At 54.3% G+C, this 24,810-nt stretch carries 36 protein-coding genes and 1 pseudogene; 24 read left to right on the top strand and 13 right to left on the bottom strand.

Going from position 1 to position 24,810, the window contains the following annotated elements; genetic code table 11:
- Positions 1-107: 107 nt before the first annotated feature.
- On the top strand, positions 108-569 hold the full coding sequence (locus tag E3E36_RS08770) for an Lrp/AsnC family transcriptional regulator (RefSeq protein WP_167895053.1): 462 nt from the start codon (positions 108-110) through the stop codon (positions 567-569).
- On the opposite strand, the gene E3E36_RS08775 is transcribed toward E3E36_RS08770, so the two are convergent.
- From E3E36_RS08775 to E3E36_RS08785, 3 genes are read right to left on the bottom strand one after another with little or no spacing between them, the layout of a single operon-like run.
- The gene (locus tag E3E36_RS08775) at positions 566-1,642 is read right to left on the bottom strand and encodes a Xaa-Pro peptidase family protein (protein ID WP_167895360.1); all 1,077 of its coding nucleotides are present in this window, start codon (positions 1,640-1,642) and stop codon (positions 566-568) included. The two genes, E3E36_RS08770 and E3E36_RS08775, sit on opposite strands and share 4 nt — an antisense overlap.
- A gap of 3 nt (positions 1,643-1,645) precedes the next feature.
- Positions 1,646-1,957, bottom strand: a complete 312-nt coding sequence (locus tag E3E36_RS08780) for a cupin domain-containing protein (protein WP_167895054.1) — start codon at positions 1,955-1,957, stop codon at positions 1,646-1,648.
- 2 nt (positions 1,958-1,959) lie between these two features.
- On the bottom strand, positions 1,960-3,300 hold the full coding sequence (locus E3E36_RS08785; protein ID WP_167895361.1) for a DUF438 domain-containing protein: 1,341 nt from the start codon (positions 3,298-3,300) through the stop codon (positions 1,960-1,962).
- A gap of 112 nt (positions 3,301-3,412) precedes the next feature.
- On the opposite strand from E3E36_RS08785, the gene E3E36_RS08790 reads away from it, so the two are divergent.
- Complete coding sequence (locus E3E36_RS08790; RefSeq protein WP_167895055.1) at positions 3,413-3,889, top strand: DUF1858 domain-containing protein; 477 nt, start codon at positions 3,413-3,415, stop codon at positions 3,887-3,889.
- 90 nt (positions 3,890-3,979) lie between these two features.
- Here the strand turns inward: E3E36_RS08790 and hcp are convergent, their stop codons facing one another.
- A complete protein-coding gene (hcp, locus tag E3E36_RS08795) occupies positions 3,980-5,350 on the bottom strand; it encodes a hydroxylamine reductase (RefSeq protein ID WP_167895362.1) in 1,371 nt (456 codons plus the stop codon).
- A gap of 175 nt (positions 5,351-5,525) precedes the next feature.
- Between hcp and E3E36_RS08800 the strand changes: the two genes are divergently transcribed.
- The 5 genes and pseudogenes from E3E36_RS08800 (at position 5,526) to E3E36_RS08820 (ending at position 9,328) form a co-directional block, all read left to right on the top strand.
- Positions 5,526-5,912, top strand: a complete 387-nt coding sequence (locus tag E3E36_RS08800; protein WP_167895056.1) for a transcriptional regulator — start codon at positions 5,526-5,528, stop codon at positions 5,910-5,912.
- Between the two features lie 233 nt (positions 5,913-6,145).
- Positions 6,146-7,414, top strand: a pseudogene (locus tag E3E36_RS13220) (GntP family permease); the annotation flags it as partial.
- A gap of 99 nt (positions 7,415-7,513) precedes the next feature.
- The gene (locus tag E3E36_RS08810; RefSeq protein ID WP_167895057.1) at positions 7,514-8,326 is read left to right on the top strand and encodes a hypothetical protein; all 813 of its coding nucleotides are present in this window, start codon (positions 7,514-7,516) and stop codon (positions 8,324-8,326) included.
- A 4-nt stretch (positions 8,327-8,330) separates the two neighbouring features.
- Positions 8,331-8,906: a hypothetical protein gene (locus E3E36_RS08815; RefSeq protein WP_342764400.1), complete on the top strand. Its 576-nt coding sequence runs from the start codon at positions 8,331-8,333 to the stop codon at positions 8,904-8,906.
- 71 nt (positions 8,907-8,977) lie between these two features.
- Complete coding sequence (locus tag E3E36_RS08820) at positions 8,978-9,328, top strand: thioredoxin family protein (protein WP_167895058.1); 351 nt, start codon at positions 8,978-8,980, stop codon at positions 9,326-9,328.
- Here E3E36_RS08820 and E3E36_RS08825 read toward each other — a convergent pair.
- Both E3E36_RS08825 and E3E36_RS08830 read right to left on the bottom strand, forming a co-directional pair.
- Positions 9,319-10,041 (bottom strand): cytochrome c biogenesis protein CcdA, encoded by a 723-nt coding sequence (locus E3E36_RS08825; RefSeq protein ID WP_167895059.1) that lies wholly within the window; start codon positions 10,039-10,041, stop codon positions 9,319-9,321. The genes E3E36_RS08820 and E3E36_RS08825 overlap by 10 nt on opposite strands.
- Before the next feature lie 32 nt (positions 10,042-10,073).
- Positions 10,074-10,637, bottom strand: coding sequence for a glutaredoxin domain-containing protein (locus tag E3E36_RS08830; protein WP_167895060.1), 564 nt, complete (start codon positions 10,635-10,637; stop codon positions 10,074-10,076).
- A gap of 108 nt (positions 10,638-10,745) precedes the next feature.
- Between E3E36_RS08830 and E3E36_RS08835 the strand changes: the two genes are divergently transcribed.
- Positions 10,746-11,210, top strand: coding sequence for a hypothetical protein (locus E3E36_RS08835; RefSeq protein WP_167895061.1), 465 nt, complete (start codon positions 10,746-10,748; stop codon positions 11,208-11,210).
- A gap of 100 nt (positions 11,211-11,310) precedes the next feature.
- Positions 11,311-11,562 (top strand): hypothetical protein, encoded by a 252-nt coding sequence (locus E3E36_RS08840; protein WP_167895364.1) that lies wholly within the window; start codon positions 11,311-11,313, stop codon positions 11,560-11,562.
- 1 nt (position 11,563) lies between these two features.
- On the opposite strand, the gene E3E36_RS08845 is transcribed toward E3E36_RS08840, so the two are convergent.
- Positions 11,564-12,031 carry a YbhB/YbcL family Raf kinase inhibitor-like protein gene (locus E3E36_RS08845; protein WP_167895365.1) on the bottom strand — a complete coding sequence of 156 codons (468 nt, stop codon included), beginning with the start codon at positions 12,029-12,031 and terminating at the stop codon, positions 11,564-11,566.
- Between the two features lie 169 nt (positions 12,032-12,200).
- Here E3E36_RS08845 and E3E36_RS08850 point away from each other — a divergent pair, with 169 nt between their 5' ends.
- Genes E3E36_RS08850 through E3E36_RS08865 form a run of 4 tightly spaced genes read left to right on the top strand, consistent with a single transcriptional unit; the run spans position 12,201 to position 14,946 of the window.
- A complete protein-coding gene (locus E3E36_RS08850) occupies positions 12,201-12,929 on the top strand; it encodes an SDR family NAD(P)-dependent oxidoreductase (protein WP_206203585.1) in 729 nt (242 codons plus the stop codon).
- Between the two features lie 36 nt (positions 12,930-12,965).
- Positions 12,966-13,427, top strand: a complete 462-nt coding sequence (locus tag E3E36_RS08855) for a DUF2284 domain-containing protein (RefSeq protein ID WP_167895062.1) — start codon at positions 12,966-12,968, stop codon at positions 13,425-13,427.
- A gap of 45 nt (positions 13,428-13,472) precedes the next feature.
- Positions 13,473-13,967 (top strand): hypothetical protein, encoded by a 495-nt coding sequence (locus E3E36_RS08860; protein ID WP_167895063.1) that lies wholly within the window; start codon positions 13,473-13,475, stop codon positions 13,965-13,967.
- Positions 13,951-14,946 carry a PIN domain-containing protein gene (locus E3E36_RS08865; protein ID WP_167895367.1) on the top strand — a complete coding sequence of 332 codons (996 nt, stop codon included), beginning with the start codon at positions 13,951-13,953 and terminating at the stop codon, positions 14,944-14,946. Before E3E36_RS08860 ends, E3E36_RS08865 begins: the two co-directional genes overlap by 17 nt.
- Here E3E36_RS08865 and E3E36_RS08870 read toward each other — a convergent pair.
- From E3E36_RS08870 to E3E36_RS08890, 5 genes are all read right to left on the bottom strand, one after another.
- A complete protein-coding gene (locus tag E3E36_RS08870; protein ID WP_167895064.1) occupies positions 14,943-15,230 on the bottom strand; it encodes a hypothetical protein in 288 nt (95 codons plus the stop codon). The genes E3E36_RS08865 and E3E36_RS08870 overlap by 4 nt on opposite strands.
- Positions 15,231-15,270: 40 nt before the next feature.
- A complete protein-coding gene (locus E3E36_RS08875; RefSeq protein ID WP_167895065.1) occupies positions 15,271-16,596 on the bottom strand; it encodes a RuvB-like helicase in 1,326 nt (441 codons plus the stop codon).
- A 153-nt stretch (positions 16,597-16,749) separates the two neighbouring features.
- The gene (locus tag E3E36_RS08880) at positions 16,750-17,511 is read right to left on the bottom strand and encodes a 7-carboxy-7-deazaguanine synthase QueE (protein WP_167895066.1); all 762 of its coding nucleotides are present in this window, start codon (positions 17,509-17,511) and stop codon (positions 16,750-16,752) included.
- Between the two features lie 9 nt (positions 17,512-17,520).
- Positions 17,521-17,781: a hypothetical protein gene (locus tag E3E36_RS08885; RefSeq protein ID WP_167895067.1), complete on the bottom strand. Its 261-nt coding sequence runs from the start codon at positions 17,779-17,781 to the stop codon at positions 17,521-17,523.
- 62 nt (positions 17,782-17,843) lie between these two features.
- The gene (locus E3E36_RS08890; protein WP_167895368.1) at positions 17,844-18,344 is read right to left on the bottom strand and encodes a hypothetical protein; all 501 of its coding nucleotides are present in this window, start codon (positions 18,342-18,344) and stop codon (positions 17,844-17,846) included.
- Positions 18,345-18,522: 178 nt separating this feature from the next.
- Here E3E36_RS08890 and E3E36_RS08895 point away from each other — a divergent pair, with 178 nt between their 5' ends.
- Positions 18,523-18,726 carry a MoaD/ThiS family protein gene (locus E3E36_RS08895; RefSeq protein WP_167895369.1) on the top strand — a complete coding sequence of 68 codons (204 nt, stop codon included), beginning with the start codon at positions 18,523-18,525 and terminating at the stop codon, positions 18,724-18,726.
- Positions 18,727-18,780: 54 nt separating this feature from the next.
- Here the strand turns inward: E3E36_RS08895 and E3E36_RS08900 are convergent, their stop codons facing one another.
- The gene (locus E3E36_RS08900) at positions 18,781-19,980 is read right to left on the bottom strand and encodes a pyridoxal phosphate-dependent aminotransferase (protein WP_167895370.1); all 1,200 of its coding nucleotides are present in this window, start codon (positions 19,978-19,980) and stop codon (positions 18,781-18,783) included.
- A gap of 192 nt (positions 19,981-20,172) precedes the next feature.
- Between E3E36_RS08900 and E3E36_RS08905 the strand changes: the two genes are divergently transcribed.
- From E3E36_RS08905 to E3E36_RS08950, 10 genes are all read left to right on the top strand, one after another.
- Positions 20,173-20,418: a hypothetical protein gene (locus E3E36_RS08905; RefSeq protein WP_167895068.1), complete on the top strand. Its 246-nt coding sequence runs from the start codon at positions 20,173-20,175 to the stop codon at positions 20,416-20,418.
- Positions 20,415-20,996 carry a lysine exporter LysO family protein gene (locus tag E3E36_RS08910; RefSeq protein WP_167895069.1) on the top strand — a complete coding sequence of 194 codons (582 nt, stop codon included), beginning with the start codon at positions 20,415-20,417 and terminating at the stop codon, positions 20,994-20,996. Before E3E36_RS08905 ends, E3E36_RS08910 begins: the two co-directional genes overlap by 4 nt.
- Positions 20,997-21,062: 66 nt before the next feature.
- Positions 21,063-21,242 (top strand): HTH domain-containing protein, encoded by a 180-nt coding sequence (locus tag E3E36_RS08915; protein ID WP_167895070.1) that lies wholly within the window; start codon positions 21,063-21,065, stop codon positions 21,240-21,242.
- Between the two features lie 171 nt (positions 21,243-21,413).
- Positions 21,414-21,698 (top strand): 50S ribosomal protein L44e, encoded by a 285-nt coding sequence (locus tag E3E36_RS08920; RefSeq protein ID WP_012571193.1) that lies wholly within the window; start codon positions 21,414-21,416, stop codon positions 21,696-21,698.
- A gap of 3 nt (positions 21,699-21,701) precedes the next feature.
- Entirely contained in the window at positions 21,702-21,899 is a 198-nt protein-coding gene (locus E3E36_RS08925) for a 30S ribosomal protein S27e (RefSeq protein ID WP_167895071.1), read from the top strand.
- 84 nt (positions 21,900-21,983) lie between these two features.
- Positions 21,984-22,811, top strand: coding sequence for a translation initiation factor IF-2 subunit alpha (locus E3E36_RS08930; RefSeq protein ID WP_167895072.1), 828 nt, complete (start codon positions 21,984-21,986; stop codon positions 22,809-22,811).
- Complete coding sequence (locus E3E36_RS08935; protein WP_167895073.1) at positions 22,811-22,990, top strand: RNA-protein complex protein Nop10; 180 nt, start codon at positions 22,811-22,813, stop codon at positions 22,988-22,990. The genes E3E36_RS08930 and E3E36_RS08935 overlap by 1 nt, the downstream gene beginning before the upstream one ends.
- 1 nt (position 22,991) lies before the next feature.
- The gene (locus E3E36_RS08940) at positions 22,992-23,792 is read left to right on the top strand and encodes a proteasome assembly chaperone family protein (RefSeq protein ID WP_167895074.1); all 801 of its coding nucleotides are present in this window, start codon (positions 22,992-22,994) and stop codon (positions 23,790-23,792) included.
- 158 nt (positions 23,793-23,950) lie between these two features.
- Positions 23,951-24,565 carry an energy-coupling factor ABC transporter permease gene (locus tag E3E36_RS08945; protein WP_167895075.1) on the top strand — a complete coding sequence of 205 codons (615 nt, stop codon included), beginning with the start codon at positions 23,951-23,953 and terminating at the stop codon, positions 24,563-24,565.
- Positions 24,562-24,810, top strand: coding sequence for a PDGLE domain-containing protein (locus E3E36_RS08950; protein ID WP_167895076.1), 249 nt, complete (start codon positions 24,562-24,564; stop codon positions 24,808-24,810). The genes E3E36_RS08945 and E3E36_RS08950 overlap by 4 nt, the downstream gene beginning before the upstream one ends.

Raw genomic sequence — 24,810 nt, forward strand, 5'->3', positions numbered from 1 at the left:
CTTTGCTGTATGCGTTTGAAACTAATAGGAATTTCGGTCAAATTTTGCGAATTTCGTGAAAATATTTAAAAAGAATTAGCCAACACAACAAAAATTGAGGTGATATAATGCGTAATAATGAGCAGCTTGACAGCCTCGACAGGATGATACTCCACATCCTGCAGGAGGATGGAAGGGCGAGCTATTCCGAGATAGCAAGGAGGCTGAAGGTGCCGGAATCGACGGCTAGACTCAGGGTGAAGAAGCTGGTTGAAAGGGGGATCATAAGGAAGTTCGCGGCGCTGATAAATCCCTTCAAGGCTGGCTACTCGATAGTCGCATTCATAGCCGTGGACGTCGAACCAAGCAGGGTGAAGAAGGCCGCCGAGGAGCTGAGTAAGCTACCGGAGGTGGACGTCCTCGGTATTGCAACGGGTGCCCACGACATCCTGATGCAGGTTACCGTCAAAGACCTCCAGGAGCTTGAGAGCTTCCTCATCGAGAAGCTCGGAAGAGTGGAGGGGATAAGGAGCACGGAGACGTCTATCCTAACGAGCGTACGCAAATGGGGTTACGCGAGGGTCTTTTAGGTGACCCTCTCCAGTCCGTTCTTCTTCACTATGTAGGTGTCCTCGTGCTTTATCGCGCCCTCCGGGATCATCAGTGGCGGGTGAATTATGCTGAGTACCATGTTTTCCTGAACCCTGGTGGCCCTCTGGGGGACGACTATGGTTGTTATCGGGGGTTCCTCGATTAGCAGGCCGACGCCGTGGGTGTAGCCGGCTAGATAAGCGTCGCCGAAACCTTTCTCCTTGAAGAAGTTCGCCAGCTTCTTCTCAACACTGGCCAGGGAAACTCCAACTCTGGTCTCGTCGAGGGCAATTTTAAGGGCCTCCTCTTTTGCCTCGATGGCCCTTCTAACGCGCTCGCCGGGGTCACCAAGGACGAATGTTCTTGCCATGTTGGCGTAGTAGCTGTTCCAGTCAGCACCGATGACAACGGTAACGACGCCATTCCCCGGGACTTTAAGGTCTCTGAAGGGCTCTGCATGGGCCCTCGGGGTTGTTGAGACGTAGACCTTCGGGTCTTCGCTCCCGTTAAGCATGAGCTCCCTAACTACCTCCGCCGCTATCTCAAGCTCGCTCCTTCCGGGCTTGATAGCTTCCTCAGCGACTTCTATGCCCCTCCGCGCTATCTTTCCAGCTTTCCGGATGTTGTCGAGCTCCCACTCGTCCTTTATCATTCTCAGACCCATGGTCAGGTCAAGTACATCGACTATCTCAACCGTAGGGTTCAGACGCTCGAAGAGTTTGAGGAATATTAGATAAGCATCCCTCTCGATGCCGAACTCCAGACCGACCCTTGTCATGCCGTTCCGGCTCACCCATGTTACCACGCCGGCCATCAAATCCTCGACGCGCTGAAACTCGATGACGTTCTCGATCCAGCTCCTCTCCTTGAAGAGCTCGGCCTCGCCCTTAATGACGTAAACGAGGGGCTCTCCCTCGGCGGGGATAAGAAGACTCGGCCTAAGCCACTTGGTTCCGGTGAAGTAGATGAAGCTTGAGAGCGTCCTTATGACCGCACCGTCAATCTCGTTCTCTCTGAGGAGCTCCTGAAAGCGCTCCACCCTTTTTCTGAATACTTTGGGGTCTCCCCTCATCATTTACACCACCTTGACAACGAGGAGGGCCATGTCCAAGCTCCCCTCATTGAACACCGCGTGGGGAACATCCTTTGGAAGATATACGGCGGTGCCCTTTTTAACCTCGACCCTTTCATCCCCAACTTCCACCGTTCCCCTCCCCTTGATGATGTAGAGGAACGCGTCCACGGGTGTGCTGTGCCTCCTCAGAGCCTCCCCGGGCTTGAGGGTGATGTGAAGTATCTGGGCCTTCTCAGTCGCTACAAGTTTTCTCACGTCTACACCGTGGGGATTTTTAACCCTCTCGGCGCTTTCCAGGCTGGACACGAGCATTCTCAGTCCCTCCAGTCGAGGAGCCTCTTCTCACCTTCAATCTTCTTGTACTCAGCGATGTCCATCGTCATCTCAAGCGTCCCGATGTAGTTCCCGTCTTTGTCAAAGAGCGGCACATACTTGATGTAGACGTACTTCGGCCCGAGCCTGAGCCAGAAGGTCGCCTCCTTTTTCCTGCCCTCCTTGAAGGCCTTGAGTATCTTGTTGACAATGTGGACGCTCTTCGGTGGGTGGCACAGCTGGACCGGCCTTCCGAGAACAGAGAGAGTTCTTGTGAATATCCTTTCGCCCGGCGAGAAGAACCTAACACGGTCGTCCTTGTCAATGAAGGTAACATCTACCGGGAGGGCCTCAAAGATCGCCTTGAGCTCCTCAGCGCTGAGGTAGCCGGTTTCAAGGTCTATGTCACCCTCGCGCTTGAGCTGAGTTCTGTCAAACTCAAGGGGCCTTCCCTTCAATGCCTGCTGAACTTCCTTCGGGAGGTCGAGCAACTGTTCAACGCTCAGCTCGGGCTCTATCTCCCAGGGGTGGAGGGGCTTAACGTCCTCACCCGGATCCCAGGCGGGCGGGTTGACCTTGTAGTAGCCTATCTCGTCTTCCTGGAGTCTTATTGCCTTCCACTCGCCCTCGGTGAGGAGAGCTTTAAGCGTCGGATAGTAGATGTTGTTCTCCCTGAACACCATATCGCTGAGCGCAAAAGCGGCTTCTCCTGCCTTGGCCTTGAAGCGCTCGACGAACTCCTCCCACGGCATTTCATCTCTCCTCATCAAAAGTTCCGCCAGACGCTTTATCATGAACCTTATCTCGTCGTGCTTCGTCCAGAGAACGGTCGCTATGGCAGTTAGACCCCTGCGCTCAATGTAGGGGAAGGTGAGCATCTCCTCCCGGTTGTAATGGGTGAAGCCGACTTTTCTGAGGTTGTTCACTATCTCCTCAAGAACCCCAAGAATTTCCTTCCTCATGCGCTCGTCTTTGGTTGTCGCCAAAGTCCTCGCGTAGAGGTTGAGCATCTCCGCGTCTTTCATTATCTCCTTATTCTCAAGGTATAGCGTCTTCAGGGGGTGGCCCTCGGGCAGGCCTTTCTCCTCAAGCTCTTCCGTCCCCTTGACCGCCTCGCGGAAGAGTTCGACGTGTAAATCGCACATCTTGGCGATGTCCTTGGCGGAAATTCCCTCCTTTACGAGCTCCTGCTCGATGAGGGGTATCTCAAGGGGCGAGATGCCGCTGAGAACGGCCCTGAACTCCTCCTTGAGCTTGTTAACATCCTCTCCCTCATGGATCCTCAGTAAGAGCTTCTTGAGCTGTTCTTTCTTATATTCTCGATTGTTCAGTAACTCGGTCATCATTATCACCTTCATGACGAGTGTCATACTGAGTACTTTTAAGCGTTTCTGGACAGATGTGCCCAACAAATTTTATATGTCGCATGTCATAGGTTGGGGTGGTGATGCAAGAATGATGCTCGACGTTCGCGGTTTGAACCCGCCCCAGCCGGCGGTTATGATCGTAGAGGCCCTCGGGAAGCTTAAGACTGGGGAAACGCTCGAAGTAATCGGCGACAAGCCCTTCGTGGGCATTATTCCAAAGCTTGAAGAAGCGGGCTATAAAGTAGAAGTCAAGGAGGTCTCGGGGTTCTTCATCCTCAAAGTCACGAAGACCGAAGAATCAAAGGAGCTGAGCATGGAGGTGGAGGAGTGCGACGATAAGTTAGAGGAGATAACGGAAGACACCAACGTGGCCAAACTCCTAAAGGCCTATCCCGAATCCCTGAAGATACTTGTGAAGTACGGCTTCTCCCCCCTTGAGAACCCCGAGATGAGAAAAACACTCGCAAGGACGATTACTTTGAAGCAGGCAAAAGATCTCATTGGAATGAGCGACGAGAAGTTCAAAGAGATGGTGGAGGAGCTTAAGGCCCTGGAAAAGGGCTGAACGCTTTCTTTAATTCTTGGATTCTTGAAATCAATAATTAAACAATTCTGTGCTCTGGGAATTCAGAAAAGAAAAAACGAGGGTAGAAGATCAATCCAGCTCCTCCGCGAGGGGAGAGTCCTCTTCTACCTTTATTCCCTTGCTGAGCATGTCCCTGAGGTCAGCCTCCGGGTCGCCGGTGAGCCTGAGGTCAAACTGCCTCCTGAGGATTTCAAACACATTGGGAGTCAGGAACTCCGGAGCCTTAGGTCCGATGTAGATGCCCTTGATCCCGAGGTAGAGGAGCGAGTAGAGTATCGCTATGGCCTTCTGCTCCATCCAGCTCAGGACAATGCTCACGGGCAGGGAGTTCACGTCGGTTCCGAGCTCGTTCGCAAGTGCTATTGCAATCTCGATTATCGAGTAGACGTTGTTGCACTGACCGAAGTCGAGGAACCGCGGGATTCCCTCGATGGTGCCGTAGTTCCTCGCGTTGTAGCGGAACTTGCCACAAGCCGCTGAGAGTATCAGGGCATCGTCGGGGATCAGCTCGGTGAGCCTCTCGTAGTAGCCCATGCCCTTGTGCGGGGTGTCACAGCCACCCACGACGAAGATGTGCCTTATCTTGCCCTCCTGAATGAGCTCTATCAGCCTGTCTTTCATGGCCAGAACGTTGGTGTGGTGGAAGCCCGTGAGAAGCTTTCCGCCGTCGTAGGGGTTCATCTCCGGTGTCTCAAGGGCACGCTTTATGAGCGGCTCGAAGTTGTAGTCCTCTATGTGGGGAACCCCCTCAAGGCCAGCTATTCCAACGGTGAAGATTCTGTCCTGATATGCCTTCGTGGGCTGCTGAACACAGTTGCTGGTTCCGAGTATTACACCCGGGAACTCTGCGAATTCCTTCTTCTGGTAGAGCCACGAGCCTCCCCAGTTGCCGTAGAGGGCTTTGAACTTCCTCAGCTCGGGGTAGGCGTGGGCCGGGAACATCTCTGCGTGGGTGTAAACTTTAAGCTCATCCTCAAGACCGAGCTCCTCTATCTGCCTGAGGAGTTCATACAGAGCCTTGTAGCTGTGGCCGGTAACGAGTATGCCCCTTCCTTCCGCAGTTCCGGTCGGGACTTCAATGGGCTCGGGTCTGCCGAAGGTCTCGACGTAAGCTCTGTCGAGAAGCTTCATCGCCTCAAGGTGAACCCTTCCGTTCTCAAGGATGAGCTCCAGAAACCTGTTTTTATCAAAGTTGACGTTGGTGAGCGTCGAATAAAGGGCCTCCGCCAGGAAGTGGCCTATCCTCGGGTCGTCGTAGCCGACCTCAAGGGCATGGTAGTAGTAGGCCGAGGTTCCCTTTATGCCGTACAGCAGGGCCTCCTGGAGCGAGTTGAGGTCAGGATCCTTGCCGCAGACACCCCTTATCGTACATCCTCCCGCCAGGCTCATGGAGCACTGGTTGCAGAGCATATCAAACGCTTCCGGAACGCGTATCGCCATATCCATCAACCTCCGTTTTTATGACACGTGTCATATTCTTCGATCATAAATGAAGTGACCTTCATAAAAGTTTTGCGGTTTATTAACCTAAAGTGGTCTTATGACTTATGTCATGACAAGATCCTAAAAGGCTTGGCAGAAAGGTTTAAATATTCCACGTGTCATAAAGGGTACCATGAAGACCAACGCCTTCGAAGTTGCTTCGCGTTACATCTACCCGTCACTTAGGAGGCGCCTCGTTGAGGTTCTCCGCGAAAAGGGGTTAACGCAGACGGGAATAGCCGAGCTGCTCCACATCACCCAGTCAGCGGTTTCCCGCTACCTGAAGATGGACAGGGGTGCGCTGATAGATCTGAAGGCTTTTCCAGACATTGATGAGGAGGTTAAGGCGCTCGCGGAGAGGATAATCCGAGAGAGGCCTGACGAGTACGAGATACACGCTGAGCTCGTCAGAATATCGCTGAGGCTCCTTGGAAAGGGGTACGCCTGCTCTTTCCATGCCCGGATAGACCCTGACATAGACCCCTCCCTCTGCAACGTCTGTATAGAGCTTTTTGGCTGACCTCAGCGGGCCCAACAGGGGCCCGTGAAGTGACATCCTGTTCAACACCTGGGATGCAACCAGATGAAACATTAAAGCCGGTTCTAAATTCGAAATTGTTATAAGACATGAGGCCCAACTTTTTTAGAACCTCTTCCCCCGGGGTGGTAAATATGGTATCGGGCCCCATACTGCTGCTGTTGCTGGCCATTGCCGTGGCCCTGATCGTGGTGTTTACCTGAAAGTACAGGGTACATGCATTTTTAGTCCTCCTGGGCGCAGCGTACTTCGTTGGCGTATTCTCCGGGATGGGTCTTCCTGAGACAGTGGATGCCATTGCTGCAGGATTTGGGGGCACCCTCAAGTCCATAGGCATCGTGATAGCCGCGGGCACTATGATCGGATACGTTCTTGAGAAGTCCGGTGGTGCGCTGTCCATGGCAGAGGCCGTCTTGAAGGTGGTCGGCAAAGACAGAGTCCCGCATGCAATGAGCATAATAGGATACATCGTCTCGATCCCGGTGTTCTGCGACTCTGGATTCGTCATACTGTCACCCCTCAACAAGGCCCTCACAAAAAGGGCAGGACTATCAATGGCTATAACCGCAATCGCATTAAGTACAGGTCTGTATGCAACCCATACGCTGGTACCTCCCACGCCGGGGCCTATCGCGGCCGCTGCAAATCTGAACGCGGATCTGGGTCTGGTCATAATGCTTGGCCTGGTGGCATCAATCCCCGCAACCATAGCAGGCCTTCTCTACGCCATGAAGGTCGGTGGAAGGATATATATTGAGCCCGACATAGAAGAGAGCTATGAGGACCTGATGAAAAAGTACGGCAAGCTGCCCCCAGCAAGATGGGCATTCGCTCCCCTCGTGGTGCCCATACTCTTGATTGTCCTGAAGTCAATAGCTGACTATCCCTCCCACCCGTTTGGAACGGGCGCACTCAAGAACCTGTTTGATTTCATTGGACATCCAATAACGGCGCTTCTCCTGGGAGTTCTGCTTTCCTTCAAGCTGGTTGACAGTCTAGGCGAACATGTCTATGGCCCAAATGGCTGAGTGGCTGAAGGACTGAAGAATTCAGCTGTCATCATTCTAATAACCGGTGCAGGCGGTTCGTTCGGTTACGTCCTCAGACAGACAGGAATCGGCGAATACATCGGGACAACACTTTCAGCGTATCACATGGGGCTCCTGCTGCCATTCCTCATTGCAGCGCTCCTCAAAACCGCGCAGGGTTCATCAACCGTTGCCATAATCACGACTTCCGCGTTGCTTTCCCCGCTGATGGACTCCCTGGGCCTAGCCTCCACTTACGGAAGGGTACTCACCGTGCTCGCAATAGGCGCAGGTTCAATGGTCGTCAGCCATGCAAACGACAGTTACTTCTGGGTTGTCACCCAGTTCTCCAACATGGACGTTACCCAAGGATACAAGCTTCAGACAATGGCAACCCTGGTGGAAGGTATCGTCGCCGCAGCAGTCATACTGATCCTTGGTGCCGTTCTCCTATGAAGTGCTTTCTTCCTGTTCTTTTTTAACCGTAAAAATTCCAGTCAGTTTCCCAGGCAATCTTAAATATGGGTTGGGGATAGATACAAGTGAGGTGGTACCATGAAAAGGGCCCTCGTTACGCTCACATCCCCGGAGAGCAAGAGGCTGATCGCCAAGGCAGTTGTGGCAATGCCCGAAGTCCAGCACGCCCTCAAGCACGGCTTCGTGTACATAGCCACCGGAACCACGGCGGCTTACATAGCCGAGGAGATACTGGGAGAGGAAATTGAAAAGGAGAAGTGGACGGTTGGAGTAATAAGCAAGGGCAGAACCTGCGTTACCCCAAAGGCCACCTGGCCCAAGCACCTCGTCCTCTACAAGGGCGAGCCCTTCGACGACCCGCTTGAGGCCCTCAAGAGGATGGGGCCGAAGGACGTCTTCATAAAGGGCGCCAACGCGATAGACATCAACTGGAACGTGGCAGTTTTTGCCGCCGCTCCAGATGGCGGAACCATAGGGAAGACCTTCGGATGGACAATAACCAAGGGAGTCTTCACAATAACGCCGGTCAGCCTTGAAAAGTTCGTGCCGACACCGGTCGAGGAGAGCGCAAAGCTCACTGGCATCTACTCCTTCGACTGGGGAACTGGGCTTTACTCCGCCCTCGTGCCGATACCCCACTCCCACCCGGTTACCGAGGTGGAAGCATACAGGATTCTGGCAGGTGTCGAGGCCATACCGATAGCGGCCGGCGGAGCAGGCGGGGCTGAGGGCAGCGTTACCCTCGTCTTGGAAGGCGACGACGAGGCAATGGAGAGGGCGAAGGAGATAACCAAAGCGGTCAAGGGTGAGCCCTACCTCAAGCCGTACACCGAGGACTGCTCGGTCTGCCCGTTCGCCAAGATCTGCGGCCTTGGGAGCGGCGCTTTCTGAGGTGGTGCCGGTGAAGCGGGTTCTCGTTTTCTTTCTTTTGATCCTTCTGATGGCTCCCCTTGTCCTAGCGGACGATGACGGGGAAGAAAATGAGTATGAGGCAGGCTACAGCGGGCTCGCGGCCCTTGGGGTGGGCCTTATAGCGGTTGGCGTCGTCTACTACTCCCTGACCAAGAGAAAGCTCGTCATAGTCCACAAGAAGTCCAGTGAGTGGGGCTTTGAGATAAGGCCAGAGCACCCATACATGACGATTTTTGGCCCGGTGTATCCCCTCACCATCCACCACGTCCTCACCATAACGGGAACGCTGCTGGTCTTTGTCCACTTCTTCTCATGCGACAACTACGCAGGACTCACGGGGGGCACCGGACTGGCGATGGGCATCGTCCTGGTTCTACTTAACCTGAACGGGTTCATCGGCAGGTACATACACGGAAAGGTTCTCCTCGCGGCGAAGAAGCACGACAGGAAAATGGCAAAGAAGTTCGTGGGCATACTGGGTCACTGGAAGAAAGTCCACATAGCTCTGGCCATCCTGTTCGCCGTTCTGCTGGCCATCCACCTTGCAACTGGCGATTAGTGTCCCATGAACTCTTTTTCAAAAATTTCTTTTTAAATTCTCCCGCGCCCTTTTCTCTTGGGGGTGAGAGTATGGACGAGCTTGAGATGATACGGAGGAAAAAGATGCTCGAACTCATGAAGCGGGCCGGGATGATAGAGGTGAAGCCAAAGGGGCCAAGGGTCGTGATAGAGGTCATAACCTCGCCAGGCTGTCCGTACTGTCCGATGGCTGTGGCCATGGCAAAGGAGCTTGAGAGGAAGTACGAAGGGGTCGTTGCGAGGGAGCTGAGCGTGGCCACCCCAGAGGGACAGAGAAAGGCGATGGAGCACAACATATTGGGAACGCCGACGGTGCTCATAAACAACAGGGTGGAGTTCATAGGCGTGCCGAACTTCGTGGAGTTCGAGAGAAGGGTGAAAGAAAGGCTGAATCAGGCGTAGAGTAGCACCCATACTCCAATGGCCACGAGGAGCAGGCCGGCTATCACCGAAAGCTCCCTGCTGTGCCGCACCATGGCCTGAGAGAAGCGCTTGCTCTCGGTCACGCTTCCCATCGCCAGCAGTATGACCACTAAAGGCAGCACGAAAACGAGGTTGTAGAGGCCAAGGAGCAGAAAGGCCAGGGCTTTTCCGGCTTTCGATATTATTATCGCGTACACGAGGTAGCTCCCTGCGGAACACGGGAGGAGGGTCGTGGAGACTATGACACCGAGGGTGAACGCACCGAGGACCGTAGCCTCCGAGCTGAATATCCTTTTCCGTATGCCCCCCTTGTCCCCTATCCTTGGCTTCTCCATCAGCCCCGTGGCTATGGTATAGGCACCAAAGATTATCGCTGCAACGCCCGCAACCCACAGCGGCAGGTATCCTGCGAAATAGAGGAGGCCGATTCCTAGGAGATAGTAGGAGACGTAAACCGCCGCTATAAAGGCAAAGCCTATCACGTAGAGCCTCCTCTTGGATATTTCCCTGACGGAAATGGCTATGAGGAGCATCGTATATATGACGAACGTGCATGGGTTTATCGAGTCGCTCATCGCGAGGGCAAAGAACTTGGGGAGGAAATCAACCATGCCCAGTGCCCACAGGGTAAGGGAGCTGACCCCAAAGGACGCCAGAAGGATAACGGCGAGCCCTTTGACCTCCGTCCTCAATCCACCCACCACCGTATAAAAATAGGGGTGCGTCAGCCGCCCTCCGGCATCCTGTGCTCAACGTAGATCGCGTAGAGCTTGTCTATAACCGATTTGTCCTTTATAATGTACGCTTGGCCCCCTACAAAGAGCACCATGCCATCGTTGTCCATGGCTGCTTTGATTATCCTGGGGGTCGCAGAGACGTTGTACTCCCCCTCTATTATGGCGTAGAGTGTTCCGTTGTACGTTATCGCTATTGCAGGAACCCCACCTATCCCAGTGTACTTATACTGCTCGCTGAACAGTTTGGTGTTCTCCTCGTTGTCGAGCAGCTCATAGTACACCAGGTGATCCGCACCGTACTCTTTTGGTATCTCCTCCTTCATCTTCTGACAGTGGGGGCAGGTCCTCATGCCGTACATGTAGAAGTACACCTCACCGAGGTATATCTTTGTCCCGTTCACGATGACGTACTCCTTGTCACCCATCTGAGTGGTTTGTGGAGTCTGTGTCGCCGGAGGTGCTGTCTCTGTAGCTGAATCCCCACTAGAGATGCATCCCGATGCAAATCCCACCAGAACTATGAGCAGAACAACCAGTCCAATTTTTCTCATACAATCACCGGGTATAACTTGTGCGTCGGGTTATAAAACCTTACCTTTCGGCCGGAGCACGACAGAACGCTTAAATCCTCCGTCATCAAAGATAACCCGGGGATTATCATGCAGGAGTGGTACCGCTCACGGGGCCTTTATGAGGCCGTACTGAAGCTAGTAGATTCGGGGAGGATAGAAGATGCGCTTTCCATGACAGAAGAAATCCCCGACAGGGTCATAAGGTTCAAAGCGTTCTCCCACATAGCAGTGGAAGTCGCCAAGATGGGAAAGAACTTTTCGGAACCCCTGGAGATGGCAGTAAAGGCAGCCCTCGACATAGACAGCAAGGAAGAGAGCACAAAAGCCCTCATGAGCCTGGCGTTTGAGTTTCTCAACATGGACAACCCGGAGGAAGCCCTCCGCATAGCAGGCTACATAACTGACCTCCCAAATAAGTCAAAAGTTGAAGCGGAGGTTGCCCTTGCACTCGCCAAGAGGGGGAATGTGGCAGAGGCTATGGAGATAATCAACGGAATAATGGATGATGACGTCAAAACGTGGGCCATGTCGAGGCTCGCGAGCCAGCTTTAGCTCAGGCCTGTTTATTTTCCCATTAGGGTAGGGCTATTTTGACACAAAACCATCCACAACGCTTTTTTAGCTTCCTTCGTCTCCCGTCCGGGTGAGGAACATGAACGGCGGAGCAATAATAGGACTCATAGGAATGCTTCTCCTAGTGAGCTCATGGGTGCCCCAGACATGGGAGACCATAAAAACGAGGAAGTGCCCCCTGAACATGCAGTTCATCATAATCTACGTGACCGCATCAACGCTGCTGACGATATACTCCTACCTCATAGGTGACTGGATATTCTTCGCCCTGAACTTCCTCGCGGCGTTCCAGAGCGCTGTGAACCTCGTAGTAAAACTGAGAGAGAAGTGACTCACTCCCTCCCGTAGAGGCCCACCAGCTCGCCCGTCTGGATAACGTGGCCTTCCATGGCCCTCTCCAGTTCTTTTCTTGTCGCTCCCGGATCGAGCTCAAGGACTGTGTCCAGCGCATAGACCCTGAAGTGGTAGTGGTGGACGCCATGTCCACGCGGCGGACACGGCCCGCCGTAACCTATCTTCCCGAAGTCGTTTCTGCCCTGAACCATTCTGATGGGAGCCTCAACCACGCCCCTCTGGGGGACACCCTTTGGAATCTCGCCGAGCGGCGGGATGTTCCAAGCTATCCAGTGGGTGAACGTTCCTCCCGGAGCGTCAGGGTCGTCCATGATGCTGGCCAGGCTTTTGGCCTTGGGGTCTATGTGGCCGATGAAAATGGGAGGATTGACGTTCTCACCGTCGCAGGTGAACTCAACGGGTATGGACTCCCCGTTGTGAAATATCGAACCGATCTCCAAATCCATACTAACCCCTCCTTCGGGCTTTTCATGGGACGTGCACCCAGCGGCGAAGGTCCCAAAAATCAAAACCAGCACTACCGCGAATTCCTTCATATGAATAATTCAGTTTTCAAACGTAAAAATATTTCGGCCTTAGACTTTATTAAGTTCAAAGGCAAAGGAGAAGTCGGTGATGCGTGTGGAGCTGACCGGGAAGGTTGCCCTAGTTACCGGCGGCGGAAGGGGAATAGGAAGGGCAATAGCACTTGCCCTCGCAGCGAAGGGGGCAAACGTTGCCGTAAACTACGCCCACAGCAGGGAGAAGGCGGAAGAGACCGCGGAGCTCTGCCGTTCCTACGGGGTTGATGCGATTGCCGTAAAGGCCGACGTGAGCGACAGGGAAGAGGTCAGAAAGATGGTCGAAGAGATCATCAACCACTTCGGGAGGATAGACATCCTTGTTAACAACGCCGGAATCCTTGGAAAAGCCCTGAAGCCGATGGAGGTCACCGACGATGACTGGGACGCGGTTCTCGGCGTTAACCTCAAGGGAGCCTTCATCGTCACTCAGGAAGTCCTCAGATACATGAAGAAGGGAAAGATAGTCAACATAGCCTCGATAGCGGGCAAGGACGGCGGAACCGTGGGGCCGCACTACGCGGCATCGAAGGGCGGACTGATAGCCCTCACATTTAACCTCGCGAGGCACCTTGCACCGGATATTCTCGTCAACGCAGTCGCCCCCGGGCCAGTTGATACCGAGCTGATAAGCCCTGAGATAAAGGAGAGGCTCCGCTCGCTCTCGCTGACTGGGGGGATAGCCAAACCGGAGGAGATAGCCCACACGGTGATTTTCCTCCTCGAAAACGACCACATAACGGGTGAGGTGATAGACGTCAACGGTGGCAGGCTGATGGATTAATTTTTAAGCTCCGGCTCCATTTTTTCTTGATGCCCCATGAAGGTGCTGTGGGAGAAGGAAATTCCAGCGGATGAGATAACCGTCTCCCCCAGACCGGTCTGGAAGTGCCGCTCCTGCCCCATGTACGGCAAGAGGCCGAGCTGTCCGCCCCACGTCCCGGACTGGCGGGAGACCAGAGAGTGGGTTGCTGCCTTCAAAAAGGCGCTGATAGTGAAGTTCGAGATAGATATGGAACACTTTGAGAGAGATAAGCGGGAAGCCCTTCTGTACCTCCTGAAAAAGGAGGAAGAACTCTTCCGGGAGGGAAAGATGTACGCGACAGCCCTATTCCCCGGCAACTGCAACCTCTGCGACGACTGCCCATTTGAGAGAGGAGAGCCGTGCAGGATGCCGACCAAGGTCAGATCAAGCATAGACGCGGTGGGTATTGAGATTGGGAGACTCGTGAAAATTGACTTCTCCGAAAGCGTTTTGTACGGGATGGTGCTAGTTGAGTGAGGAGCACAAAGGCGGCGCACCGCCCGCAGTGCCGGAGGAATAGCGATGGTGAGCCCCAGGAAGATAGCGTACGTTACCCTGCTGGGCCGCTCTGAGTGGGCCCTCGTGAACACATACTACGCGGTCGTTTCAAGGGGAAGAAAGCCGAACAAGGTCTTCATATTCACGGAAGAGACGTACCGCAAAAAGCTCCCCAGAGTTGTGGAGGCATTAAAGGCAATCTCGCAGGCCTACAACTTCACCCCCGAAATTGAGGCTGTCGTGATTCCAGACAACAGCTTTCTTGAGGCTGACAGAAAGTTCAAAAAACTCTTCCAGAGCCTTGAGCGGGAAGGGTACACCATCGGCCTGGACATAACATCCGGACGGAAGGCCCTTGCCACCGCCGCGGTGGTCCAACTCAGGGAGTTCCCGGTGGACAGGATAATATACATGGCTCTCCTCGACATGGACTTCCCGGACAGGCCCTACATGATGATACCCGCCCACATGCAACGCCTCAAGAACTTCCTTGGTGATGGTGATGCGCCCCGCCAGTGAGGTAATTGAAAAGCCCGAACTCCAGATCCTCATGAACGTCCTCGGGGAGATAGAGGTGAGCTATCCCCTCTACGAGCTGCCCCTTATAAGGGCACGTCCCTCGGAAACAGGCTACATCATTGATGTGGTCGCCAGGAGGAGAGAGTTCAACGAGAAGGTTCCGGAACACCTTTCAAACGAGCTGCCGACGTACACTGACTTCTACGGGTGCTTCATGTCCTCTGGGATAATACGCTACGACAACCTGGACGAGTTCCTGCAGAACCTTGAGCTTTACGAGAGGCTGAAAAAGGGCGTCGCCTTTGCCCCAGACACGAACATTTTCTACCACCGCTTTGTATCGTCCTTCCGGCCGCTCGACGGCTACCAGATAGTCGTCGCCGAGGGCGTCAAGAAGGAGATAGAGAACGCGATGAACTACAAGTACAGGAACAAACAGCTGGAGGAGATATGGAGAGAGGTCAGAAACGCCTCGCTCCTGCGGGAGTTCAACAACAGGAGAGCAAAGAAGAGCAGAAAGGCGGCATACATAGCCCTAAAGGAGTTCGAGGCCCTCAAGAGCAGGATAATCATAGCGGAGAGCGTCAAGGAACCGGCCCACAACAACGACGAGATAATTGTCAAAAGCCTAAGGCAATACGACAAAATGACCCCAACCCTCCTCGTCTTCCTGACGGCGGACATAGCGGTAACGGACGTGGCGGAGATGGAGGGCCTTGAGTACTTCCTCTTCAGATACCCACGGGAGAGGCCTGGAAAACACGACGTTACCGCTTACCAGCTCAGGACGCTCCTCTTCAACCTTGCGGCGGTGTTTGGAGTCATAGAGATAAACGGGATACTCGTCTTCGGCGAGTTTGGAGGCAAGCAGGGACTAAACGAGCTGAAGCTGGTCTTCCCGGTGGAGAACAGAATTTACCATGAGTTCGAGTTCCATCTAAAGCTGTCGAGAAAGCTGATTAGGATAATGAACGACTAAGCCTTCAGTTTGAATTTCACGAAAAGGACCGTCAGCTCAAGTATGAACATGAACAGGGCCAGTAACTCCGCAAGAGCCTGGTGGATGGGCATGAGAACAACCGACATCGAGATGCCAAGTGCAATCAGCTCCTCTCCGTCCTTACTCTCGCCGCCGTATCTGTACTCAAGGGCAAAGGTCAGCCAGCCAAGGGTTACTATTATCAGCGGTGTTTCTCTGAGGTCCATGAAGAGATACAAAACCCCAATGGCAAGGAAAGGGAGGGCAAAAAAGAGGCGCCTCATACTACCACCCAAATGAAAGTCGGAAAGAAATTTAAAAATTTTACTGCAGCATCCCCTCAAGCTTCTCGACAAACTCGGTGCTCCTCCTGAGGTCGGCGAAGTACTCTTTAGCCTTCTCAACGTGCTCCTTCTCCACCCTTCCCCCCTTAGCGAGGACGCTCGCCGGGGCGAGGAGCTGAACAGCGTAGCGCAGGCTGGTTTTCTCCCCGAGCTCCGCGAGGTACTCAATGGCATCCTTGCTGACCTCAATCTTCTCCTCCTTCGCGCGGATCTTGACTATCTCGCGAATTTCCTCCTTCCTGTAAGGCTCGGTGTTGATTATGAGCAGTCTGTCGAGCATGTCTATTGGCATTCCGTGAGGCGCTTCAAGGTCGGTTCCCCTGATCTTCGTCCTTCCGCGGTTGGTTGCTAAGATGAGTATCGGCGCCAGCTCGCTCTCCATGGCCCTCGCGAGGAAGGAGAACGCCTCGATATCAAGCATGTGAACCTCGTCAATGAAGAGCACGCCCGGAACGAGGGTGGCTTTACCCTCCTCGATCCACTGCTTCACTGTCTCGTCAACCCTCTGCCTTATCTCGTCGCTTATCTCAGCACCGGTGCTGAAGAGCAGGCCGAAGATGTTGCCCCTCGCGTTCGCCACGTCGAGGTCGTGAAGCGTAACCGTGTAGGTGAACTCCTTTATCTTGAGCACCGGACCGCTCGGAAGGTTGACCTTCCTCTTGAAGAACAGCCCTTCATCCTCCTTGGTAGTCCCAACCTTCGAAACCCTCCCGGTTTCGGCATCGATCTGTATCACGTCTCCCTCCTCGACACCGAGCTCCATGAGCTGGTAGGCTATCTCCTTGCCGGCCCTGATGGTCTTCTCGTCGTCCTTGGTGCGGAGGGTTATGAGGACACTCTCCGGTATCTCAACGTAGGGGTTGAACGGGTGTCTCGTCTTGTTTATCTTAACCTCCCTGACCTCACCCTCGTAGACCTTTCTTTCCTCGCTGATTCTAACGCCAATGGCCCTCCTGAGGGCCTCTTTCAGAAATTCGGTCTTCTTTATCTCGGCAGAATAAATCTCGCTTCCCGCTATCTGGACAAATGGGACATCCTCACCAAGTTCTCTCGCTATCCCCATGGCTATGGCGGTCTTACCGGTGCCAGTCGGGCCGACGAGGAGTATTCCCTTTCCTGCGAGCTTGCCGCGCTTGATGAGCTCAACGGCTATTCCCGCTGCCTCTCTAGCTTTGACCTGTCCCACCATGCCGTCCGCCATAAAGAGGGCCTTCCCATTCTCGTCCAGCCCAAGGCCCTTTATGTGGGAGTGGCTCCCAACGCGCTCGAAGCTCTTCGGGGCAGTCACTTCCTCAATCACTGGCATGGCACCACCCCCTTTATCTTTCCGGAGGTTACTAAAAGAGCAGAGATTTAAAAATTTGACGGAGGCTCAGGCCGTCGATCCCGGGCATCAATTACCCCAAAGGCCAATGTCATCATCGCCGGGAGAAGTTGGGGAGGAGCTTTAAAAACCCTCTCAAAGCACGTTGAGGTACTTGTGCACCTGGAAGCTCAGGCCGACGTTCTTCCCCCCCATAATCCTTGCCGCTTCACGGTAGAACTCCATGAGCCTAGCTTGGGAAATATCTATTGGTTCCATAGGCTGGATGACGAGGGGGGCCAAACCTTTCAAAAGCTCCGCATACCAGCGGACGTTTTCGAGCTTTGTTTCCCTGGTGACCACGAGCTTGGCGTAGGTCTTCGCCCCTGCTTCCTTCAGGATCCTGATGCTCTCGACCTCGCGGAGAACCAGGTTTTTCCAGTCTTCCGCCGCCCAGGCCGTTTCGTCCTTTATGTCAACGCTCGCGTAGTCCACAAGATAGGCTATCTCCTTAACCAGCCCTGGGAGACCGCCGTGGGTTTCAAGGAAGTTATCGAAGCCGAGCTCCTTCATGCGCCCCATGAGGGTTTTGAGGGGTTCTACCTGGAGCGTCGGCTCGCCGCCTGTGTAGCTTATCGAGTGTATATCACCGGTGTCGAGGCGCAGGATGGCGTCAACAACCTCATCGAGCTCCGCTGGGTTTGGTTTGTATTCGAACCTTCCTGTGAAAGGCTCGATCTCGTACCGCCAGCGTGAAACGCGGGAGGCGTCTATATACTCTCGGGAGTCGCACCAGAGGCAGTTAAGGTCGCAACCAGCGAATCGGACAAAAATCTGTCTCCTTCCAAAGGCAGAGCCCTCAACGCTGCCGCCCTCCCCCTGCCAGCTGTTGAAGACCTCGGCCATTACGAGCTTCATGCCAACACCTCACAGTTTATCCACATCAATCCCCTTCACATGTTCGCTGACGTATCCTTCGAGTATCTCAACCTTAACGCTCCTGTCCTCACCGGTCATGTCTGCCATCAGCTGGACGGCCCTCGTATAGTCCCAGAGGCGCCTTTTTGCCTCAAGGGTTACCGATTCAGCCATCACTATGAGCTCCCTCTCCTCAGGGTGGGCGCTCATCCACTCAACTACCTTCCTCGCGTCCTCCTCATTAAAGATGCCCTTCTTCTTGAAGAGCATGCTTTCACCACCTACCAATTAAGTCTGCAATTACATAATTACTGAATCAAACAGTTATTCACTCAAACGTACCTCATCAGCAGCTCGACGGCTTCCTCGAATATCTCCCTGTCGCGACCCTCAAGGACGCTCTCAAGGTAGTGGAGGTTCGCGATGTTAATAATAATGTAGGCAGTGTTCCTGTCCAGACCGAGGTCGTAGGCCTCGTAGAACACCAACTCCCGGCCCAAGGCCTCGTTGAGCATCTCGACAAAGTAGGCTATATCCTCCACCCTTAGCTCGTCCCACTTGCTCTCCATCTCGTCGAAGTAGCGCTCCATGACCCTGAGCGTTTCCAGGTCAACCTTCAGCGTGCCCTCGAAGTAGGGGAACTCACCCACGCGGAAAATCTTGAGGCCCTCCTCGTCCTGGACGCCAATGTAGTCCCACAGGAGAACGCCCTCTATCGGGTTGTGACCGTACTTGGTCGCCAGGTATGAGAAGCGCTCCATTGCGGCACTCATATCATCGAGGAACTCCTCCTCATCGTGAAAGTGGATTATTCTGCTCACGGTTCCGGCCATGTTTTGCACCCATGGGTGAGTTAGCCCAACTGTTATAAGGTTTTGTGCATAGAAAGAACCGCCCGACGAGTATCGGGTTGCGATGACGTCGGGACCCCCAGGGGGCCGACATCTTTACTGGCCCCCTTCCAGCATCGAATTTATAAATCCACCGACAAAAAAGCAGCAGGTGATGGAAGTGATAAAGATCAAGGTTCTTGGACGAGGAATAGAGCGAGAGGTGGAGTGGAGGAAGGGCATGAAAGTAGCGGACGTCCTCAGGGAGGTAGGCTTCAACACCGAGAGTGCAATAGCAAAGCTCAATGGCAGGATTGCCTTAGAGGACGAAAACGTGAAGGACGGAGACTACGTTGAGGTCATCCCTGTCGTTTCTGGAGGGTGATTTTCCTTCTTCAATCCAACGTGATCCACCGGAAAATGAAAAGGAATTACCGGCTCATCCCGCGAGCCTCTTCCTCATGAAGGCCTCGAAGTTGTCCATGGCCTCCTCAAGAACCTCCACAGGCGGCAAGAAAACGGCCCTGAAGTGCCACTCACCCTCTTTTCCAAAGCCCGAACCGTGGACGAAGAGTACATGGGCCTCTCTGAGCACATCGAGGACGAACTCCTTATCGCTCTTCCACCTGGAGCGCTCCTCAATGCGCGGGAAGATATAGAAAGCTCCCTGCGGTTTCTGGGTGCTTATTCCGGGAATCTCGGTGAGGCGCTTGTATATATAGTCCCTCCTCTCCCTGAGCTTGGCCATGTATTCCTCCAGGTAGTCCATTGGGCCGGTCAGACCCGCCACCGCCGCGAACTGGGCGGGGGTATTCGGACAGAGCCTTATCCTAGCCATCTTGTCTATGGCCTCTCTGACCTCGGCGAGCTTGTCCTCTGGATCAACGTAGTAGAAGTAGCCAAGCCTCCACCCGGTGGCAAAGTAAACCTTTGAGAGGCCGTTCATGACTATTACCGGCACGTCCTTCGTGAGCGAACCCGGCGAAACGTGGTTTCCTTCGTAGGTCATGAGGTCGTATATCTCATCGCTTATAACGGGCAGACCATACTCCCCCGCAAGGTCGAGGAGCTCCTTGATGGTCTTTTTCTCGTAAAGCGCACCGGTCGGATTGTTCGGGTTTATGACGGCTATGGCCTTGGTATTCTCGTCGATCTTTTTTCTTATGTCGTCTATGTCAGGCTGCCAGCCGTTCTCTTCAACGGTCAGGTACTCCCTTGGTTCGGCGGCGTAGAACTTAACGAGCCCTGTGTAAGGTGGATAGCTCGGGCTTGGGACGAGTATGTTGTCGCCCGGGTTGAGCAGGGCACCGAATATGAGCTGGAGTGCCTCGGTAACGGCAGCGGTAACGCGGACGTCGTCAGCGGTTATCTCAACGCCGTTCTTTTTCCTCTCGCGCTGGACTATCGCCTCCCTAAGCTCAGGAATGCCCTCGCTAGGGCCGTAGTAGTTGTGACCCTCCTGGATCGCCCTGCAGTAGGCGTCCCTCATATGCTCCGGCGGCTGAAAATCAAACTTGCCAGGGTCTCCTATATTGAGCCTTATGACCTTTATTCCCTTCCGCTCAAGCTCCCTAGCGGGGAGAACAACGTCCCTTATCGCGTATTCAATCCCCATTGCCCGTTCAGATGCACGGATCATGCCAACCACCGTTTGAATGAGGGAAGGTTCATAATAAAAACCTTGGCTTTTGAGGACAGGTTTAAAAGGGTGCGCAGTGAACCCAGATGGGGCAATGACGACTAGCAAGCAAACTGAACGCTCACAAATGATGACGTGAACACCCTCCGAGCCCCTCGATAATTTTATTAACATTCAGAGATATCTCGTTGCATGAACATTTTCATCCCCCTGCTGGCTGGAGTTCTGATAGGATATCTCCTCAGGAAGCGAGGGAAAAAGCTCGGTCTGGATTTACCTATGAGTGCCGCACTTCTCCTGCTGATATTCTTCATGGGCGTCGAGGCGGGGAAGGTGAAGATAGACGCAGGGTGGCTGCTGGTATCGTCCGTCGTATTCGCGGCCCTCACCATAGCGGGAAGCGTTGGAATGGCCCTTCTGGTGGGGGGAAAGCGATGAGGTTCCTGGCGTACGTTCTGGTTTCCCTTATAGCGGGAATTGCCGTCGGGCACTTCTACTCCCCAGACTTCGGCAACCTGTATGAAATTATGCTCTATCTGTTGATACTCATTATTGGCATTGACCTCGGCCAGAGTTTCCGGCTGAAGGAGATCAAAAAGCTTGGAAAGATGGCTGTGAAGCTGCCCCTCGGAACCCTTGCCGGTTCCCTCCTGGGTGGTCTGGCCACTTCGCTCCTCCTGGGCATCGAGCCCAGATGGGGGCTGGCCGTCTCGGCCGGCTGCGGCTGGTACTCCTTGACTGGCCCGCTGATTGGGCAGTATTCAGTGGTTTACGGGACACTGGGCTTCCTCGCAAACCTCACCCGGGAGATATTCACCGTCCTGCTCTACCCCCTGGCCATAAAGAAGATTCCCAAGGAGCTAGCCGTCTCGATAGGAGGGGCGACGACGATGGACACGACGCTGCCGATAATGACAAAGTTCGGGGGAAGCGAGGTTGCCCTGATAGCCTTCGCCCACGGCTTCGTCCTCACCGCCCTCGTCCCATTTGTAGTGCCCTTCATCCTTCAGCTCTAAACAAACCAATAACCTTTTAAGTTCGAATTGTGTTAGTTATAGTGACAAACCGAAAAGGTGATCCCAATGGCCGAGGTTGAACTCGTGTTCAAGGTTCTGAAGGAGGCTGGGAGGCCCCTCAAGAGCAAGGAGATAGCGGAGCTCGCGGGGATTGACAAAAAGGAAGTTGACAAAGCCATCAAGGTTCTCAAGAAAGAGGGGAAGATAATCTCTCCAAAGCGCTGCTACTACGCCCCTGCGGAGTGATGCATACCCCTTCTCCACTAATTTATACCCTGCCTGCCTTCCGCCCATCAGGGCAAAAACTTTTTTAAAGCCTCCCGGCTACCGGGGTTTGCAGGCACTATCATGCCTCATGGCTCGGGGGTGTCCGAAGAAACAGTAGGAACCCGCCGGGCCCTCTCCGGAGGTGAGAGAATGAAGTATCCGAAGCAGATAAGGACTTATTGTCCGTTTTGCAAGAAGCACACCATACACAAGGTCGAGAAGGTCAAGAAGAGGCCGAGGAGCGAGCTCAGCCAGGGTCAGAGAAGGTTCAGAAGGATCATGAAGGGTTACCGCGGTTTCCCGAGGCCGAACCCTGCCGGAAGGGAGAAGCCGGTCAAGAAGCTCGACCTCAGGTTCAGGTGCACCGTCTGCGGCAAGGCCCACACCAGGGGACAGGGCTTCCGTGTTAAGAAGTTCGAGCTGGTGGAGGTGTGACCCATGGCGCTCCCGAAGAACCTCATCCCGATGCCGAGGAGCAGGTTCCTCCGCGTCAAGTGCATCGACTGCGGCAACGAGCAGATCGTCTTCAGCAACCCGGCAACTAAGGTCCGCTGCCTCGTCTGCGGCGCGACCCTCGTCGAGCCGACCGGCGGAAAGGGGATCCTTAAGGCTAAGGTTCTTGAGGTTCTTGAGTGAACCTTTCCCTCTTTTCGTTCTCCTAAACTTTAAATACCTCTTTTCGTAACTTAACCCGGCAGAGAAAATTGCGAGGTGGTTAAAATGCCGAGGAAAGCCAGAGAGTACCCCGAAGAGGGAGAGTTTGTCGTCGCTACCGTCAAGAGCATTCACCCTTACGGTGCGTTCCTCAAGCTTGACGAGTACCCCGGAAAGGAGGGCTTCATGCACATAAGCGAGGTAGCTTCGACCTGGGTCAAAAACATCAGGGATTACGTCAAAGAGGGCCAGAAAATAGTGGCAAAGGTCATCCGCGTTGATCCGAGCAAGGGACATATAGACCTGAGCCTCAAAAGGGTGAACCAGCAGCAGAGGAAGGCAAAACTGCAGGAGTACAAGAGGGCCCAGAAGGCAGAGAACCTGCTCAAGATGGCGGCAGAGAAGATAGGAAAGGACTTCGAAACCGCCTGGAAGGAGGTATGGGTTCCCCTTGAGGAAGAGTACGGAGAGGTGTATGCCGCCTTCGAGGACGCGGCCCAAAACGGAATGGAGGTTCTCGAAGACCTCATAAGCAAGGAGTGGATTGAGGCTCTCAAGCCAATCATAGAGGCCTACGTCGAAATACCCACCGTTACCATCGATGCAGAGTTCGAGATAACCGTTCCAAAGCCGAACGGTATCGAGATAATCAAGGAGGCCCTTATACGCGCGAGGGACAGGGTAAACGAGGAGAAAGACATAGATGTCAAGTTCACGTACCAGGGAGCGCCGAGGTACAGGATAGACATCACCGCCCCGGACTACTACAAGGCTGAGGAGGTCCTTGAAGACATCGCCGAGGAGATCCTCAGGGTCATCAAGGAAGCGGGTGGAGAGGCGACCCTCATAAGGAAGGAGAAGCGCATAAAGAAGGTCAAGAAGAGGGGTAAGTGATGCACTTCAGGATAAAGAGATGTCCCAGCTGCGGGCGCTACACCCTCAAGGAGGTCTGCCCGGTCTGCGGTGAAAAGACCAAGGTGGCCCACCCGCCTCGCTTTTCGCCGGAGGATCCCTACGGCGAGTACAGGCGCAGGCTGAAGCGCGAGCAGCTGGGCATAGCCAGGAGGGAGTGAGATGAAGGAGACAACCATTTACGTGCTGGAGAGGCCCCAGCTCAGGGACCCGGTCTTCATCGAGGGTCTCCCTGGAATAGGCCTCGTCGGAAAGCTCGCCGCCGAGCACCTTATCCAGGAGCTCAACGCGGTGAAGTTCGCTGAGCTCTACTCGCCGCACTTCATGCACCAGGTTCTCATCAAGAAGGGCTCGATAGTCGAGCTCATGAAGAACGAGTTCTACTACTGGAGGAACCCCGACAAGGACGGGAGGGACATCATAATCATCACCGGCGATCAGCAGGTTCCCCCAACGGACAGCCCCGGCCACTATGAAGTCGTCGGCAAGATGCTTGACTTCGTGAGTGAGTTCGGTGTGAGGGAGATAATCACCATGGGCGGCTACCAGGTGCCGGAGCTTCAGGGAGAGCCGAGGGTTTTAGCGGCGGTAACCCACGAGGAGCTCGTGAAGCACTATCAAGAGAAGCTCGAAGGCTGCCAGGTGGAGATTATCTGGAGAGAAGACGAGGGAGGAGCCATAGTCGGTGCCGCCGGTTTGCTCCTCGGCATGGGCAAGCTCCGCTCGATGTACGGTATAAGCCTGCTCGGAGAGAGCCTGGGCTACATAGTGGACGCAAAAGCAGCGAAGTCGGTTCTCTTGGCAGTTACAAGGGTACTCGGCATAGAGCTTGACATGACTGCCCTTGAGGAGCGCGCCAGGGAGACGGAGGAGATACTCAGGAAGGTCCAGGAGATGCAGAGGGCAATGCTCGAACAGCAGATGCCCCCCACACCCGAGGAAGAGGACAGGGGCTACCTCTGAAGGTCTTTCTTCTTGTTTTCAACCCCTTCCCCTTTGTTATGGGCCACTGATGGTGCTGTGAAACCTTAGGTTGATAATACCCAGTTGGGGAAACGCTTTTATTTGGTGCCACTATTCAACACATTGATAACACCAAACGGAGACTGGAGGTGTTAAGCTTGCACATCCCGGACGGACTGCTGAGCATGCCGGTGATAGTAATAACGTACGCGGTAACGATAGCAGGAATAGCATACGCCCTCAGGAAGCTAAGGGACTTCCCGGAGGAAAGGCTGCCCCTGCTGGGCCTGTTCGCGGCAGGGATCTTCGCGGCCCAGATGGTGAACTTCCCGATAATAGGGGGCGTCAGCGGACACCTCCTTGGGGCAACGCTCGTGGCGATACTTCTCGGGCCCTACGCAGCGGTAATAGTTATGACCGCGGTTCTGCTCATTCAGACGCTCCTCTTCGGAGACGGTGGAATCACCGCGATTGGTGCCAACATACTCAACATGGGGCTCATAGGAGCATTTATAGGCTATGGGGTTTACTCAAAGCTCAAGAACACCAACGAGACCCTGGCCATTGCGTTCGCCTCATGGCTATCCGTCGTCCTTGGAGCGGGCATGACCGCAGTGGAGATCGGCCTCAGCAAGAGCCTCCCGTTCATGAAAGTGCTCTCCCTTATGCTCGGCTACCACGCCATCATAGGCATCGGTGAGGCAATCCTGACGGTCGTGATAGTCCACGCCGTGAGGGCGAAGCTTCCATCAGTTGAGGGGGTGCCGGCATGAGGTGGGTCGTAAAGGGTCTTCTCGTGATAGCCGTTGTGCTGGCCGTGGTGCTTCCCCTCGCTTCCAGCAATCCCGACGGACTGGAGGCGACGATGGAGAAGGTAGGCCTTACCGAGAGTCCAGTCTACGAGGCCCCCCTTGACTACGGTGAAACGTGGGGCCAGAGCTTTACAATGGGGCTCCTCGGGATAGGGCTGACGTTTGCGGCCGGCTACGGTTTGGCAAAGCTCGCCAGGAGGGGCTGA

The sequence above is a fragment of the Thermococcus sp. M36 genome (assembly GCF_012027355.1).
Lineage (GTDB): Archaea > Methanobacteriota_B > Thermococci > Thermococcales > Thermococcaceae > Thermococcus.